Raw genomic sequence first — 15,486 nt, forward strand, 5'->3', positions numbered from 1 at the left:
CCCCTAAGCCCCGAAATATGCAGACGGGTCTACTTTGGCGGCTGGGTGTTGTGGTAAGTCGGCCCGCCCGACTTCCCACTCCACAGGGCCAGCCACCACGCGCCACCGCCGGACGCCACACCGCCCCTGCGACCCGGCCCGCTCCCGCGCCCCGGACATCAGCTGGAGCGAAAAGTCGGCGGGCCCGACTTCCCACTCCACAGGGCCGCCGCCGCGCGCCGCGCCCGGGGCGGCGCGCGGCGGAATATGCAGACCGGTCTACTGAATCGGCCCGGGCGTGCCGCCCGGGCCGGGAGCGTGGGAGCAGGAAGTCGACCGGGCCGACTTCCTGCTCCCGGGGTTCTGTAGACCGGTCTGCATATTCCTAGGCGCCCGTCCGCTCCGCCGCGGCGGAGCGGACGTCGTTCCAGGCGGCGGAGAGGGCGCCCGCCACGTCCAGGGCGGTGACGGGGGCGCCGGGTGTGCCGGCGATGTGGCGGGCGGCGAGGCCGTGCAGGTAGGCGGCCACCGAGGCCGCGTCCAGGGGGGAGCGGCCCGCGGCGAGCAGCGAGCCGGCCAGGCCGGCCAGGACGTCCCCGCTGCCCGCGGTCGCCAGCCAGGAGGTGCCGGTCGGATTCACCCGCACGGCCCCGCCCGGATCGGCGACCACCGTGGTCGAGCCCTTCAGCAGCACCGTCGCCCGGTACGCCGCCGCGAGCCGCCGCGCCGTGCCCAGCCGGGCGGCCGCCAACTCGTCGGCGGCCGGCGGCCGGGCGTCCGCACCGCCGTCCGCACCGCCCGCCGCCCCGGCGAGCAGCCGGGCCGCCTCCCCCGTGTGCGGGGTGAGCAGCGTCGGCGCCGTCCGCCCCGCCAGCGCGCCCGGCCCCAGCCGGGCCAGCTCGGTCAGCCCGTCCGCGTCCACCAGCACCGGCACATCGGCGGCCAGCGCCTCCGCGAGCGCCCGCTCGGCCCCCTCGCCGCCGCCCGGCCCGACCACCCACGCCTGCACCCGCCCCGCCCCAGCCGGGCCGCCCTCGGTGACCAGCGCCTCCGGGAACCGCCGCACCACCTCCTCGGCCGCCGTCCCGACGTACCGCACCGCGCCCGCGCCCCCGCGCAGCGCCCCGGCGACCGCGAGCAGCGCCGCCCCCGGGTAGCGCGCCGACCCTGCCGCCACCCCGACCACCCCGCGCCGGTACTTGTCGCTCTCCGCCCCCGGCACCGGCAGCAGCCCGGCCACGTCCGCGTGCTGCAGCGCCACGACCCCGGCCTCCGGCAGCTCCAGCCCGATCCCCACCAGCTGCACCGCCCCGGCGTACGACGCGCCCGGATCGATCAGCAGCCCGGGCTTGTACGTCCCGAAGCAGACCGTCACATCCGCCCGCAGCGCCGCACCCGCGACCTCACCGGTGTCCGCGTCCACCCCGCTGGGCACGTCGACGGCCACCACCACCCCCGCCCGCCCGGCCCGCGCGTACGGCCGCGCCTCCGGCCGCAGCCCGCCCTTCCCGCCGATGCCGACGATGCCGTCCAGCACCAGGTCCGCGCGCGAGAAGTCGGCCAGGCCGACCTCCTGCTCCAGCACCACCCGCCCGCCCGCCGCCCGCAGCGCCGCGAGCCCCGCGGCATGCGCCCGCGAGGGGGCCAGCAGCACCGCCGACACCCGCGCCCCGCGCCGCGCCAGCGCCGCACCGGCGTACAGCGCGTCACCCCCGTTGTCCCCGCTGCCCGCCAGCACCACCACCCGGCTGCCGTACACCCGCCCACGACGGCGGGTCAGCAGCCGCGCACAGGTCGCGGCGAGCCCGACGGCGGCCCGCTGCATCAGCGCCCCCTCGGGGAGCCGGGCCATCAGCGCGGCCTCGGCGGCACGGACCTGGTCGACACGGTGGGCACTGCGCATGGCGGGCTCTCCCCCACACTCGGCGGCAAGACGGCAACTACCGCCGACGCTAGCCGACCCGCCCGCCCCGTTCCCGCCCGCACCGCTCCCGTCCACGCGCGAAACGGGGCCCCCGCGGGAGGACGCAGCCACCGCGGGGGCCCCGGGACGGAGCGGGACGGGATTACTCGACGGTGACGGACTTGGCGAGGTTGCGGGGCTGGTCGACCTCGTGGCCCTTGGCCGTGGCGAGCTCGCAGGCGAAGACCTGGAGCGGCACGGTGGAGACCAGCGGCTGGAGCAGGGTCGGCGTGACCGGGATGCGGATCAGGTGGTCGGCGTAGGGGACGACCGCCTCGTCGCCCTCCTCCGCGATCACGATGGTCCGCGCACCGCGGGCCCGGATCTCCTGGATGTTGGACACGATCTTGTCGTGCAGGATCGAGCGCCCGCGCGGCGACGGCACGACGACCACGACCGGCAGACCCTCCTCGATCAGCGCGATCGGCCCGTGCTTCAGCTCGCCGGCCGCGAAGCCCTCGGCGTGCATGTAGGCGAGCTCCTTGAGCTTGAGCGCGCCCTCCAGCGCCACCGGGAAGCCGACGTGCCGGCCCAGGAACAGCACCGAGCGCGCGTCCGCCAGGGAGCGGGCCAGCTCGCGCACCGGCTCCATGGTCTCCAGCACCTGCTCGACCTGCTTCGGCGCGTCGCCGAGCTCCTTGATGACGGCGAGGATCTCGTCGCCCCACTTGGTGCCGCGCACCTGGCCCAGGTACAGCGCCACCAGGTAGCAGGCGACCAGCTGGGTCAGGAACGCCTTGGTGGAGGCGACGGCCACCTCCGGGCCGGCGTGGGTGTACAGCACCGCGTCCGACTCGCGCGGGATGGTCGAGCCGTTGGTGTTGCAGATCGCCAGCACCTTGGCGCCCTGCTCGCGCGCGTGCCGCAGCGCCATCAGGGTGTCCATGGTCTCGCCGGACTGCGAGATGGCGATGACCAGCGTGCCCGGCCCCATGATCGGGTCGCGGTAGCGGAACTCCGAGGCGACCTCCACCTCGCACGGGATCCGGGTCCAGTGCTCGATCGCGTACTTGGCGATCATGCCCGCGTGGAACGCGGTGCCGCAGGCGACGATGACGACCTTGTCGACCGCGCGCAGGTCGGCGTCGGACATCCGCAGCTCGTCGAGGGTGAGCCGGCCGTCGGCGCCGATCCGGCCGAGCAGGGTGTCGGCGACGGCCTTCGGCTGCTCGGCGATCTCCTTGAGCATGAAGTAGTCGTAGCCGCCCTTCTCGGCGGCCGAGGCGTCCCAGTCGACGTGGTACTCGCGCACGTCGGCGGGGGTGCCGTCGAAGTTCGTCACCGTCACGCCGCTCCGGCGCAGCTCGACGACCTGGTCCTGGCCCAGCTCGATCGCCTCGCGGGTGTGCGCGATGAACGCGGCGACGTCGGAGGCGAGGAAGTTCTCGCCCTCGCCGCGCCCGACCACCAGCGGCGAGTTGCGGCGGGCGCCGACCACCACGTCCGGGGCGTCGGCGTGCACCGCGACCAGGGTGAAGGCACCCTCCAGCCGGCGGCAGACCGCCCGCATGGCCTCGGCCAGGTCGCCCCGGTACTCCTCGCCGAGCAGGTGCGCGACGACCTCGGTGTCGGTCTCCGAGCGCAGCGTGTGTCCGCGCTCGGCCAGCTCGGCCCGGAGCTGGGCGAAGTTCTCGATGATGCCGTTGTGGACGACCGCCACCCGGGCGGCGTCGTCCAGATGGGGGTGGGCGTTGGCGTCCGTCGGGCCGCCGTGGGTGGCCCAGCGGGTGTGGCCGATGCCGGTGGTGCCGCCGGGAAGAGGGGTCTCGGCGAGCGACTTCTCCAGGTTCGCGAGCTTGCCGGCCCGCTTGTCGGTGGCCAGGCTCCACTGCCCGTCGGAGCCCTGCACCTGCACCGCGACACCGGCCGAGTCGTAACCCCGGTACTCCAGTCGCTGCAGGCCTGCGATTACTACGTCAAGGGCGGGCTGGGAGCCCACGTATCCAACAATTCCGCACATGCGTGCCAGCATAAGGGCGCTCCGAACACCCCATTCGCACGGTTCGCCCGCAGGCCGTGACCGACACCACAACCACCCCGAACGGCGCTACGGCCCACAATGGAGCATGTGCTGACCGAACTCTGTACGCGGGGCGACACCCCGCCCGGCCCGTCACCGTCCCCCTACGTGGACCTCAGCCGGGCCGAGTGGAGCGCGCTGCGCGAGCGTACGCCGCTGCCGCTGACCGCCGAGGAGGTGGAACGGCTGCGCGGGCTCGGCACCGCCCTCGACCTCGACGAGGTGCGGGACGTCTACCTGCCGCTCTCCCGGCTGCTGAACCTCTACATCCACGCCACGCACGAGCTGCGCGGCGCCCTCGGCACCTTCCTGGACACCCCGGACACCGAGCGCACCCGCACGCCGTTCATCATCGGCGTGGCCGGCTCGGTCGCCGTCGGCAAGTCCACCACCGCCCGCCTGCTGCAGGCGCTGCTGGCCCGCTGGCCGGAGCACCCCCGGGTCGAACTGGTCACCACCGACGGCTTCCTGCTGCCCAACGCCGAGCTGCGCCGGCGCGGCCTGATGGCGCGCAAGGGCTTCCCCGAGTCCTACGACCGCCGGGCGCTGACGCGCTTCGTCGCGGACGTGAAGGCCGGCAAGGAGCGGGTCACCGCGCCGGTCTACTCCCACCTGGTGTACGACATCGTGCCGGAGCAGCGGCTCACCGTGGAGCGCCCGGACATCCTCATCGTCGAGGGCCTGAACGTCCTCCAGCCGGCCCTGCCCGGCACCGACGGCCGCACCCGCCTGGCGGTGGCCGACTACTTCGACTTCTCCATCTACGTCGACGCCCGCACCGACGACATCGAGAGCTGGTACCTGGACCGGTTCCGCAAGCTGCGGCGGACCGCCTTCCAGGACCCGAACTCCTACTTCCGCCGCTTCACCGAGGTGCCGGAGGAGGAGGCGATGGAGTACGGCCGCCAGGTCTGGCGCACCATCAACCGGCCCAACCTGCTGGAGAACGTGCTGCCGACCCGCGGCCGGGCCACCCTGGTCCTGCAGAAGGGCCCGGACCACAAGGTCCGCCGGGCACTGCTGCGCAAGCTCTGAGCGGACGACGGCGGGGCCCCGCCGCGCGCGTGCGCGACGGGGCCCCGCCGTTGCGGGACCGGTCAGCCCAGGTAGGTGCGGACCGCCGCGGCCAGCGTCTCCGCGACGGACTGCGCCTGCACCTCGTCGGCCGCCTCGACCATCACCCGGACGAGCGGCTCGGTGCCCGAGGACCGCAGCAGGACCCGGCCGGTCGCGCCCAGCTCGGCCTCGGCCGCGGAGACCGCGGCGGACAGCTCCACGCAGGTCGAGACCCGGGCCTTGTCGACGCCCTTGACGTTGATCAGCACCTGCGGCAGCCGGGTCATCACGGCGGCCAGGTCGGCCAGCGGCTGCTTGGTCGCCGCCAGCCGGGCGCCCAGCATCAGACCGGTCAGCGTGCCGTCACCGGTGGTCGCGTGGTCCAGCAGGATGACGTGGCCGGACTGCTCGCCGCCCAGCGCGAAGCCGTGCTCCTTCATCGCCTCCAGCACGTACCGGTCGCCGACGGCGGTCTCCACGAGGTCGACGCCCTCGCGCTCCATGGCCAGCTTGAAGCCCAGGTTGGACATCACGGTGGCGACCGCGGTGTTGCGGCGCAGCGTGCCGGCCTCCTTCATGGCGACGGCCAGGATCGCGATGATCTGGTCGCCGTCGACCTCGTTGCCCTCCGCGTCGGCGGCCAGGCAGCGGTCGGCGTCGCCGTCCAGGGCGATGCCGAGGTCGGCCGCGTGCTCGCGCATGGCGACCCGCAGCCGGTCCAGGTGGGTGGAGCCGACGCCGTCGTTGATGTTCAGGCCGGTGGGCTCGGCGCCCAGGGTGTGCACGACCTCGGCACCGGCCCGGGCGAAGGCCTCGGGGGCGACGTAGGCGGCCGCGCCGTGCGCGCCGTCGATGACGACCCGGATGCCGTCCAGGCGGTTGGGCAGCACGCCGATGAGGTGGGCGACGTACTTGTCGAAGCCCTCGGTGTACTCGCGGACCCGGCCGACGGCCGCGCCGGTCGGGCGGTTCCACTCCTCGCCGCCCGCCGCGTGCTTGCGGTAGTGGGCCTCGATCGCGTCCTCGATCCGGTCGTCCAGCTTGTGGCCGCCGCGGGCGAGGAACTTGATGCCGTTGTCCGGCATGGCGTTGTGGCTGGCGGAGAGCATCACACCGAAGTCGGCGCCGAGCGCACCGGTGAGGTACGCCACCGCCGGGGTGGGCAGCACGCCGACCCTCAGGACGTCGACACCCGCGCTGGCCAGGCCGGCGATGACCGCGGCCTCCAGGAACTCGCCCGAGGCGCGCGGGTCGCGGCCGACCACCGCGACCGGCCGGTGGCCGTCGAAGGCCCCCGCCTCACCGAGCACGTGCGCCGCCGCGACCGACAGGCCGAGCGCCAGCTCCGCCGTCAGCTTCTCGTTGGCCACACCGCGCACGCCGTCCGTACCGAAGAGTCGTCCCACTGTCCCGTCCTCCATCGCCGCAATGCCTTGCAGTGAATCCGATCGAATCCCCGGGCTCCGCACAATGGCCGGGGAACACAACGCCCCGGAGTACACGGGGTACTCCGGGGCGTGTAGAGCGCATCCGGGGGCGTGCACCACCAGGGCGGTACGCACCCCCGGGGGCACAATTAGCGCTTGCTGTACTGCGGCGCCTTGCGGGCCTTCTTCAGACCGGCCTTCTTGCGCTCGACGGCGCGGGCGTCACGGGTCAGGAAGCCGGCCTTCTTGAGGGCGCCGCGGTTGTTGTCCACGTCGGCCTCGTTCAGGGCGCGGGCCACGCCGAGGCGCAGCGCGTAGGCCTGACCGGACACGCCGCCGCCGCTGATGCGGGCGACGACGTCGTAACGGCCGTCCAGCTCGAGGAGCTTGAAGGGCTCGTTCACGGTCTGCTGGTGCACCTTGTTGGGGAAGTAGCCCTCAAGGGTGCGGCCGTTGATCTTCCACTGGCCGGTGCCGGGGACGATGCGCACGCGGGCGATCGCCTCCTTGCGACGGCCGAGGCCGGCGCCGGGGACGGCCTCGCCGAAGCGGCCGGCCAGGGACTCGGAGGTGTAGCTCTCCTCGGAGGTGTACTCGCCCTCGACGACGGTCTCGTCGAAGTCGACCTCAAGGGTTTCGGTGGTCTCGGCCACGGTGTTCCTCAGCTCTTTTCAGTGATGGGGGGCTTGGTGGCCGGAATTACTGCGCGACCTGGGTGATCTCGAACGGCACCGGCTGCTGGGCAGCGTGCGGGTGCTGGTCGCCCGAGTAGACCTTCAGCTTGGAGAGCATCTGACGACCCAGGCTGTTCTTGGGGATCATGCCCTTGATGGCCTTCTCGACGGCCTTCTCCGGGTTGTTGGCCAGGAGGTCGTCGTAGCGGACCGAGCGGAGACCGCCCGGGAAGCCGCTGTGGCGGTACGCCAGCTTCTGGGTCTTCTTGTTACCCGACAGGTGCACCTTGTCCGCGTTGATGATGATGACGAAGTCACCAGTGTCAACGTGCGGCGCGTAGATCGCCTTGTGCTTGCCCCGGAGGAGGTTGGCGGCCTGGGAGGCCAGGCGGCCGAGCACGACGTCGGTCGCGTCGATGACGTGCCACTGACGCTGGACGTCGCCGGGCTTGGGGCTGTACGTACGCACGGTCGTAGCCTTCGCTTTTCAGTGAGTGAGTCCTGACAGGAGCACCTGGAGGAGGGATCAGCCTGGCCGCCTTGGACGCAATTCAAGGGGGAGCCGCTGGTCGTCGACCTGATGTCTCCGGCGTACCGACCTCTCACGTGAGATAGAGCGAGCCAATACGCACATCAAGCGCCCAGGTTACCGGGAGGCGGGGGGACGGTCAAAATCGCCCGACGATCCGCCCTCAGCGGTCCCGTTCGACCCGGGTGACGTCCCAGACCGGCTCGGCGGACTCGTAGACCCGGCCGTCGGCCCCGAACACCAGGAAGCGGTCGAAGGTCTTCGCGAACCAGCGGTCGTGCGTCACGCACATCACGGTGCCGTCGAAGGCCTCCAGACCGGCCTGCAGCGCCTCGGCGCTCTCCAGGTCCAGGTTGTCGGTCGGCTCGTCGAGCAGCAGCGCGGTGACGCCGGACAGCTCCAGCTTGAGGATCATCAGCCGGGCCTGCTGCCCGCCGGAGAGCGACTCGAACTTCTGCTCCTCCTGCCGGTCCAGCTCGTAGCGGCGCAGCGCGCCCATCGCGGCGCCGCGGCTGAGCGCGTGCTCCTCCTCCACGATCGAGCGGACCGTGCGGCCGAGCAGCTCCGGGTGGGCGTGGGTCTGCCGGAAGTGGCCGGGCACCACCCGGGCGCCGAGCTTCCAGGCACCGGTGTGGGCGACCGTCTCGTCGCCGGCGAGCAGCCGCAGCAGGTGCGACTTGCCGGCGCCGTTGGCCCCGAGCACGCCGATCCGCTCGCCGTAGAAGACCTCCAGGTCGAAGGGCTGCATCAGACCGGTGAGCTCCAGCCGCTCCATGGTGAAGGCCCGCACACCGGTGCGCCCGCCCTTGAGCCGCATGGTGATGCTCTGCTCGCGCGGCGGCGCCTCCGGCGGCCCGGCGTCCTCGAACTTCTTGAGCCTGGTCTGCGCGGCGGAGTACCGGGAGGCCATCTCGTGGCTGACCGCGGCGGCCTGGCGCAGGGTGACGACCAGCTTCTTGAGCTTGGCGTGCTCCTCGTCCCAGCGGCGGCGCAGCTCCTCGAAGCGCTCGAAGCGGGCCTTGCGGGCCTCGTGGAAGGTGTCGAAGCCACCGCCGTGCACCCAGACGCTGGAGCCGGCCGCGCCGGACTCGACGCTGATGATCTTCTCGGCGGTGCGGGAGAGCAGCTCGCGGTCGTGCGAGATGAAGAGCACCGTCTTCGAGGTGGCCCTGATGGCCTCCTCCAGCCAGCGCTTGCCCGGGACGTCCAGGTAGTTGTCCGGCTCGTCGAGGAGCAGCACCTCCTCGGGGCCGCGCAGCAGCGCCTCCAGGACGAGCCGCTTCTGCTCACCGCCGGAGAGCGTGTTCAGACCGCGCCACTGGGCCTTGTCGAAGGGCACGCCGAGGGCCGCCATGGTGCAGACGTCCCAGTCGGTCTCGTAGTCGTAGCCGCCGACGTCGGCCCAGTCGGAGAGCGCCTGGGCGTACGCCATCTGGGTCTTCTCGTCGTCCTGGGCGATCATCGCCAGCTCGGCGGCGTCGACCGCGCGGGCGGCCTTGGCGATCCGCTCGGGGGCGACCGAGACCAGCAGGTCGCGCACCGAGGCGTCGGAGGGCAGCGGGGCCGGGCCCTGCCGGTCCTCGTCGGGCTGCCTGCCCTCACGGCCGGTGGTGCCGACGAACTGGCGCATCACGCCGAGCCCGCCGCTGATCGTCACCGAGCCGCCGTGCGGCTGGAGGTCGCCCGCGATCATGCGCAGCAGGGTGGTCTTGCCGGCGCCGTTGGCGCCGACCAGCGCGACCGCCGCGCCCTCCCCCACCCGGAAGGACGCGTCGTCGAACAGCACCCGCCCGTCCGGCAGGTAGTACTCCAGGTGCGAAATCTCGACGTGTCCCATGAGGGCGATTGTCCCAAGCCGCCGCCCCGGACCAAAACCGATTAATCGACGCCCGGCTCCGGAGCCCCGGCGAGGGCGGCGGCGCCCGGCAGGGTGCGCATCCGGCGCGCGGCCCGGCTGCGCTCGCCGAGCAGGTCGTCGGCCGGGTAGCCGACCTCCTCCAGCGTCAGCCCGTACGGCCGGATCACGTTGACGGCGGAGTTGCGCACCCCGCCGGCCAGCACCTCGCCGGGGAACTCCACCGGCCGGTGGCCGTCGCCGACCAGCAGCATCGCGCCGACCAGTGCCCGCACCATGTTGTGGCAGAAGGCGTCGGCCCGGACGGTGGCGACCGCGAGCGAGCCCTCCTGGGCGGCGTAGGCGTCGACCGGGACGCGGTCCCAGCGCAGCTCCAGCAGGGTGCGGATGGTGGTGGCGCCCTCGCGCTTCTTGCAGTACGCGGCGAAGTCGTGCTCGCCGAGCAGCAGCCGCGCGGCGGCGTTCATCCGCTCCAGGTCGAGCGGCCGGTCGTGCCAGAGCACATGGCCGCGCAGCAGCGGGTCGACGCCGCCGGGGTGGTCGGCGACCCGGTAGGCGTACCGGCGCCAGATCGCCGAGAAGCGGGCGTCGAAGCCGGCCGGGGCCTCGGCCGCCCGGTAGATCCGGACGTCGCCGGGCAGCCGCCCGGCGAGCCGGCGGAGCAGCTTCTCGCCGTGCTGGGCCCAGAGCCCGACCGGCAGGTCGACGTGGGCGACCTGGCCGCGGGCGTGCACGCCGGCGTCGGTGCGCCCGGCCACGGTGAGCGGGAAGAGCTCGGAGCTGCGGGTGACGACCTGCAGGGCGGTCTCGATCTCCTCCTGGACCGTCCGGCGGCCGCCCTTCTGGCGGGCCCAGCCCGAGAAGTCGGCGCCGTGGTAGGCGAGGTCGAGCCGGATCCGGACGTACCCGTCCGCCGGGCCGTCCTTGACCGGCGGCCGCTCGGCGCAATCGTTGACCACTGCTCTCCACTCCCTGGACATGAGGAACGGGCCCGCTCCCCCACGGATGGGGAAGCGGGCCCGCGGCACACCTAACGGTGTCAGGCCTGCTCGGCGGCCTCGGCCTCGTCGGCCTTGGTCTCGGTGGCCTCGACCTTGGCGTCGGCCTCCTTGACGGCACGCTTGGTGGCGGCCTCGGCCTCGCCGACGGCGGTCTGCGCGACGGTCAGCGCCTCGACCAGCTCGATCACGGCCATCGGGGCGTTGTCGCCACGACGGGGACCGATCTTGGTGATGCGGGTGTAGCCACCCGGGCGGTTCTCGTAGCGCGGCGCGATCTCGGTGAAGAGGGTGTGCAGCACCGACACGTCGGTGATGGTCTTGCGCACCAGGCGACGGTTGTGGATGTCGCCCTTCTTCGCCTTGGTGATCAGCTTCTCCGCCAGCGGGCGCATCCGACGGGCCTTGGCCTCGGTCGTGGTGATGCGGCCGTACTGGAACAGCTCCCGGCACAGACCGGCGAGCAGCAGCGGCTCGTGGTGCGGGCCGCCGCCGAGGCGGGCACCCTTGGTGGGACGCGGCATGGAATGACTCCTCGTATCTCCGACCGCGGCCGTACCAGGTACCGCGGCGGGCGTACGGGCACGGTGCCCGGACGACTTTCATGATGCCGGGGGCGGCTCCGGAGAACCGCCCCCGCCAGCAAATCTCTAGTACTGCTCGGTCTCCGCGTAACCCGCGTCGTCCAGGTCGTCGGCGCCGAAGGCGTCGGCGGCGGCGGTCGGGTCGAACCCGGGCGGGCTGTCCTTGAGGGCCAGGCCCATGCCGGCCAGCTTCGCCTTGACCTCGTCGATCGACTTCGCACCGAAGTTGCGGATGTCGAGCAGGTCGGCCTCGGAGCGGGCGACGAGCTCACCCACGGTGTGGATGCCCTCGCGCTTGAGGCAGTTGTAGGAGCGGACCGTGAGCTCAAGCTCCTCGATCGGCAGCGCCAGGTCGGCGGCCAGGGCGGCGTCCGTCGGGGACGGGCCCATGTCGATGCCCTCGGCGTCGATGTTCAGCTCGCGGGCGAGGCCGAACAGCTCCACCAGGGTCTTGCCGGCCGAGGCCATGGCGTCGCGCGGACGCATGGCGGGCTTGGTCTCGACGTCGACGATCAGCTTGTCGAAGTCGGTCCGCTGCTCGACACGGGTGGCCTCGACCTTGTAGGTGACCTTCAGCACGGGGCTGTAGATCGAGTCGACCGGGATGCGGCCGATCTCCTGGCCGGAGGCCTTGTTCTGCACGGCGGAGACGTAGCCGCGACCGCGCTCGACGGTCAGCTCCATCTCCAGCTTGCCCTTGCCGTTCAGGGTGGCGAGGACCAGCTCGGGGTTGTGCACCTCGACACCGGCCGGCGGCGCGATGTCGGCGGCGGTGACCACACCCGGGCCCTGCTTGCGCAGGTACATCACGACCGGCTCGTCGTGCTCCGAGGAGACGACCAGCTGCTTGATGTTGAGGATGAGGTCGGTGACGTCCTCCTTGACGCCCGGCACGGTGGTGAACTCGTGCAGGACGCCGTCGATGCGGATGCTGGTGACAGCGGCACCCGGGATCGACGACAGGAGCGTGCGGCGCAGGGAGTTGCCGAGGGTGTAGCCGAAGCCCGGCTCGAGCGGCTCGATCACGAACCGCGAGCGGAACTCGTCGACGACCTCTTCGGTCAGCGAGGGACGCTGAGCGATCAGCATGTTTTCAGATCCTCCAGTGATCTTCGGCACCCACTATTTGATGCCGAACAGAACCAGCGTACGGGGTCCCGCGCGAAGAACTGAATCGAACGCGTGGGACCCCGTACGAGGTTTACAGCAGGTACTGCGTGCCCGAAGGCGCCGGGTCAGACGCGGCGGCGCTTCGGCGGACGGCAGCCGTTGTGCGGGGTGGGGGTGACGTCCTGGATCGAGCCGACCTCCAGGCCGGTGGCCTGGAGCGAGCGGATCGCGGTCTCGCGGCCGGAGCCCGGACCCTTCACGAAGACGTCAACCTTGCGCATGCCGTGCTCCTGCGCGCGACGGGCAGCGGCCTCGGCGGCCATCTGCGCGGCGAACGGGGTGGACTTGCGCGAGCCCTTGAAGCCGACGTGGCCGGCGGAGGCCCAGGAGATCACGTTGCCCGACGGGTCGGTGATCGAAACGATGGTGTTGTTGAACGTGCTCTTGATGTGCGCGTGGCCGTGAGCGACGTTCTTCTTTTCCTTGCGGCGGATCTTCTTCGCGCCGGCAGCCTGACGACCCTTGGGGGGCATAAGTCTGTTCTCCTACTGAGGTGGTCGGTCCGCTGACCCGCGGGCCGGAGGGATGTCCGGTTACGGGACGGACTACTTCTTGCCCGGCTTCTTCTTACCGGCGATCGCGCGACGCGGGCCCTTGCGGGTACGCGCGTTGGTGTGGGTGCGCTGGCCGCGGACCGGCAGGCCGCGGCGGTGGCGCAGACCCTCGTAGCAGCCGATCTCGACCTTGCGGCGGATGTCCGCGGCGACCTCGCGGCGGAGGTCACCCTCGACCGTGAAGTTGGCGTCGATGTACTGGCTCAGCTTGACCAGGTCGTCCTCGGCGATGTCGCGAACGCGGACATCCGGGTTGACGCCGGTCTCGGCGAGGGTCTGCTGGGCGCGGGTACGGCCGATGCCGTACACGTAGGTGAGGGCGATCTCGATCCGCTTCTCACGGGGGAGATCAACGCCGGCGAGGCGTGCCATTCATGGCTCCTGTGGTTCTTCAGAGGTCTGGCGTGCCACCTACTCCGACACCTCACGGTGAGGGAGCCCCGGCCTCTGACCGGGGGCGGCAGTCCGTCCCTGGGACGGATCGGGTGGCCCGCTTATGACGTTTTCGCGTCGCGCGAAGTACTACGAGAAATGCTGGGGCGAGATCAGCCCTGGCGCTGCTTGTGGCGCAGGTTGTCGCAGATCACCATGACCCGGCCGTGACGGCGGATCACCTTGCACTTGTCGCAGATCTTCTTGACGCTCGGCTTGACCTTCATGTTCAGGTTCTCCGGGTCTAGATCTGACGTTCTTACTTGTAGCGGTAGACGATCCGGCCGCGCGTGAGGTCGTAGGGGCTGAGCTCCACCACGACCCGGTCGTCCGGCAGGATGCGGATGTAGTGCATGCGCATCTTGCCACTGATGTGCGCGAGGACCTTGTGACCGTTCTGCAGCTCGACCTTGAACATCGCGTTCGGAAGAGACTCGATCACGGTGCCCTCGATCTCAATGGCGCCTTGCTTCTTAGCCATGAACTGCGAGATCCACCTTCCGGGACCGGCTACCGTATGCGGAACGCTCGTGCGAACCTGGGTCCACCCCGACCCCGACGAGGGGGAAGAGGGCGTGCTGGAGCACGCTACGAGTGAGCCGACGGTCCATCCTACGCCAGCGCGCAGGATGGACCAAAACGGGGGTACCCGATCAGCGGGCCGCCGCAGCGGCCAGCGGATCGACGTGAGCGGTGCAGGCCGAGCAGCGACGGGCGGCCTCGGGGATCTCGGTCAGGCACTCGGGGCACGGGCGCATCGGGGTCTTCGGCTTCTTCGGCATGTAGCGCGCGGTGGCCTTGGTCACCGGCAGGACGACGCAGAAGTACAGCACGGCCGCGGTCATCAGGAACGCGATCAGCACGTTGAGGAACTGCCCGTACGGGAAGGTCACGCCGGCGATCGTCGCCTTGTAGGAGCCGAAGTCGCCCGCCGCGCCGACCACCACGCCCACCAGCGGGGTGAGGAAGGCGGAAACGAAGCCGGTGACCACCGCGGTGAACGCGGCGCCGATCACCACACCGACCGCCATGTCGACGACGTTGCCGCGCATCATGAAGTCGCGGAATCCCTTGAGCACTGCTCTCTCCTGCCGCTCGAAGCCACTACCGGCGCATAAAAATAGGACAAAAGCCCTGGAAGTCCAAACCCCCAGGGCTCTGATCCCTTGTCAGCAGCGGAAGTTGGCTGCTCCGGGCGGTTGCGGCGGACTACGCCAGCGGGTCCGGCGCGGCCGTCACACCCAGCTTGGCGAGCATCTCCCGGCCGCCGTCGAAGGCGGTCAGCACCACCGGGCCCTGCTCGGTGACGGCCACCGAGTGCTCCCAGTGCGAGGCCCAGGTCCCGTCGTTGGTGACGACGGTCCAGTCGTCCTCCAGCACGGCCGTGTGCGGGGTGCCCAGCGAGACCATCGGCTCGATCGCCAGCACGGTGCCGGGGATCAGCTTCGGGCCCTTGCCGCGGCCGCGCTCGACGTAGTTCAGCACGTGCGGCTCCATGTGCATCGCGGTGCCGATGCCGTGGCCGCCGTAGCCCTCGGTGATGCCCCACTTGCCCTTGGGCGGCAGCGGCTGGCGGCGGATGAAGCCCTCGATCGCCTTGGAGACGTCGACCAGGCGGTTGCCCTTCTTCATCTGCGCGATGCCGGCCCACATCGAGCCCTCGGTGACCCGGCTCAGCATCTCCACCTCGGGGGCGACCGTGCCGACCGCGACGGTGATCGCCGCGTCGCCGTGCCAGCCGTCCAGGATCGCGCCGCAGTCGATCGAGATGAGGTCGCCCTCCTGCAGCACCCGCTCACCGGGGATGCCATGCACGACCTCGTTGTTCACCGAGGCGCAGATCACGCCCGGGAACCAGAGGCCGCCGTGATGGGCCCGGAAGTTCGAAGTGGCGCCGTGGTCGGTGATGACCTTGTCGGCGATGTCGTTGAGCTCCTGGGTGGTGATTCCCGGGGCGACCGCCTCGCGGCACGCCTTGAGCGCCTCGGCGACGACCAGCCCGGCCGCTCGCATCTTCGCGATCTGCTCGGGGGTCTTGATCTCCACCATCTGGTCACGCCTTCCTTGGGTTCCCGCCCGGTCCTTGCCGGGCGGCCGTGCACTCGTTCCACCGTACGACGCCGTACGGCCGCGGGAAAAGGCGCGGGGCCGGGGCAGCGCCCCGGGGGCGCGCTGTGGGTCCCCGTCCGCCGTGCCGCGGGCCGGGGTCGGGGGGGTGAGGCCCGGCGGCGGGGGGGGGGCGGTG

16 protein-coding genes are annotated in these 15,486 nt (G+C 71.6%); 1 reads left to right on the plus strand and 15 read right to left on the minus strand.

All coding sequences use genetic code 11. The annotated features are described in order from the left end of the window. Positions 1–364: 364 nt before the first annotated feature. Together ACFVFS_RS38715 and glmS are read right to left on the minus strand one after the other, a co-directional pair. Positions 365–1,882, minus strand: a complete 1,518-nt coding sequence (locus ACFVFS_RS38715; RefSeq protein WP_380629718.1) for an NAD(P)H-hydrate dehydratase — start codon at positions 1,880–1,882, stop codon at positions 365–367. 163 nt (positions 1,883–2,045) lie between these two features. Further along, on the minus strand, positions 2,046–3,902 hold the full coding sequence (glmS, locus tag ACFVFS_RS38720) for a glutamine--fructose-6-phosphate transaminase (isomerizing) (RefSeq protein ID WP_380629719.1): 1,857 nt from the start codon (positions 3,900–3,902) through the stop codon (positions 2,046–2,048). 99 nt (positions 3,903–4,001) lie between these two features. On the opposite strand from glmS, the gene coaA reads away from it, so the two are divergent. Next, the gene (coaA, locus tag ACFVFS_RS38725; protein ID WP_380629720.1) at positions 4,002–4,997 is read left to right on the plus strand and encodes a type I pantothenate kinase; all 996 of its coding nucleotides are present in this window, start codon (positions 4,002–4,004) and stop codon (positions 4,995–4,997) included. Positions 4,998–5,059: 62 nt separating this feature from the next. Here the strand turns inward: coaA and glmM are convergent, their stop codons facing one another. The 13 genes from glmM to map form a co-directional block, all read right to left on the minus strand. Continuing rightward, on the minus strand, positions 5,060–6,424 hold the full coding sequence (gene glmM / locus ACFVFS_RS38730; protein WP_380629721.1) for a phosphoglucosamine mutase: 1,365 nt from the start codon (positions 6,422–6,424) through the stop codon (positions 5,060–5,062). Positions 6,425–6,594: 170 nt separating this feature from the next. Then, the gene (gene rpsI / locus ACFVFS_RS38735) at positions 6,595–7,098 is read right to left on the minus strand and encodes a 30S ribosomal protein S9 (RefSeq protein WP_224273932.1); all 504 of its coding nucleotides are present in this window, start codon (positions 7,096–7,098) and stop codon (positions 6,595–6,597) included. A 46-nt stretch (positions 7,099–7,144) separates the two neighbouring features. Beyond that, a complete protein-coding gene (gene rplM / locus ACFVFS_RS38740) occupies positions 7,145–7,588 on the minus strand; it encodes a 50S ribosomal protein L13 (RefSeq protein ID WP_030055846.1) in 444 nt (147 codons plus the stop codon). 223 nt (positions 7,589–7,811) lie between these two features. Next, a complete protein-coding gene (locus ACFVFS_RS38745) occupies positions 7,812–9,485 on the minus strand; it encodes an ABC-F family ATP-binding cassette domain-containing protein (protein ID WP_380629722.1) in 1,674 nt (557 codons plus the stop codon). 41 nt (positions 9,486–9,526) lie between these two features. Beyond that, positions 9,527–10,462: a tRNA pseudouridine(38-40) synthase TruA gene (gene truA / locus ACFVFS_RS38750; RefSeq protein ID WP_380629723.1), complete on the minus strand. Its 936-nt coding sequence runs from the start codon at positions 10,460–10,462 to the stop codon at positions 9,527–9,529. 80 nt (positions 10,463–10,542) lie between these two features. Beyond that, positions 10,543–11,025 carry a 50S ribosomal protein L17 gene (rplQ, locus tag ACFVFS_RS38755; RefSeq protein ID WP_380629724.1) on the minus strand — a complete coding sequence of 161 codons (483 nt, stop codon included), beginning with the start codon at positions 11,023–11,025 and terminating at the stop codon, positions 10,543–10,545. Positions 11,026–11,151: 126 nt separating this feature from the next. Then, on the minus strand, positions 11,152–12,174 hold the full coding sequence (locus ACFVFS_RS38760; protein WP_030055844.1) for a DNA-directed RNA polymerase subunit alpha: 1,023 nt from the start codon (positions 12,172–12,174) through the stop codon (positions 11,152–11,154). 146 nt (positions 12,175–12,320) lie between these two features. Beyond that, positions 12,321–12,728, minus strand: coding sequence for a 30S ribosomal protein S11 (gene rpsK / locus ACFVFS_RS38765; RefSeq protein WP_014136257.1), 408 nt, complete (start codon positions 12,726–12,728; stop codon positions 12,321–12,323). 72 nt (positions 12,729–12,800) lie between these two features. Continuing rightward, positions 12,801–13,181 (minus strand): 30S ribosomal protein S13, encoded by a 381-nt coding sequence (gene rpsM / locus ACFVFS_RS38770; RefSeq protein ID WP_030300422.1) that lies wholly within the window; start codon positions 13,179–13,181, stop codon positions 12,801–12,803. Between the two features lie 173 nt (positions 13,182–13,354). Further along, positions 13,355–13,468 (minus strand): 50S ribosomal protein L36, encoded by a 114-nt coding sequence (gene rpmJ / locus ACFVFS_RS38775; RefSeq protein WP_003956441.1) that lies wholly within the window; start codon positions 13,466–13,468, stop codon positions 13,355–13,357. Positions 13,469–13,500: 32 nt separating this feature from the next. After that, positions 13,501–13,722: a translation initiation factor IF-1 gene (infA, locus tag ACFVFS_RS38780; RefSeq protein ID WP_003956442.1), complete on the minus strand. Its 222-nt coding sequence runs from the start codon at positions 13,720–13,722 to the stop codon at positions 13,501–13,503. Between the two features lie 172 nt (positions 13,723–13,894). Then, entirely contained in the window at positions 13,895–14,320 is a 426-nt protein-coding gene (gene mscL / locus ACFVFS_RS38785; RefSeq protein WP_380629725.1) for a large conductance mechanosensitive channel protein MscL, read from the minus strand. A gap of 130 nt (positions 14,321–14,450) precedes the next feature. Then, the gene (gene map / locus ACFVFS_RS38790; protein WP_380629726.1) at positions 14,451–15,290 is read right to left on the minus strand and encodes a type I methionyl aminopeptidase; all 840 of its coding nucleotides are present in this window, start codon (positions 15,288–15,290) and stop codon (positions 14,451–14,453) included. Between the last annotated feature and the right edge of the window lie 196 nt (positions 15,291–15,486).

The sequence above is a fragment of the Kitasatospora sp. NPDC057692 genome, from assembly GCF_042799475.1.
Taxonomy (GTDB): Bacteria; Actinomycetota; Actinomycetes; order Streptomycetales; family Streptomycetaceae; genus Kitasatospora.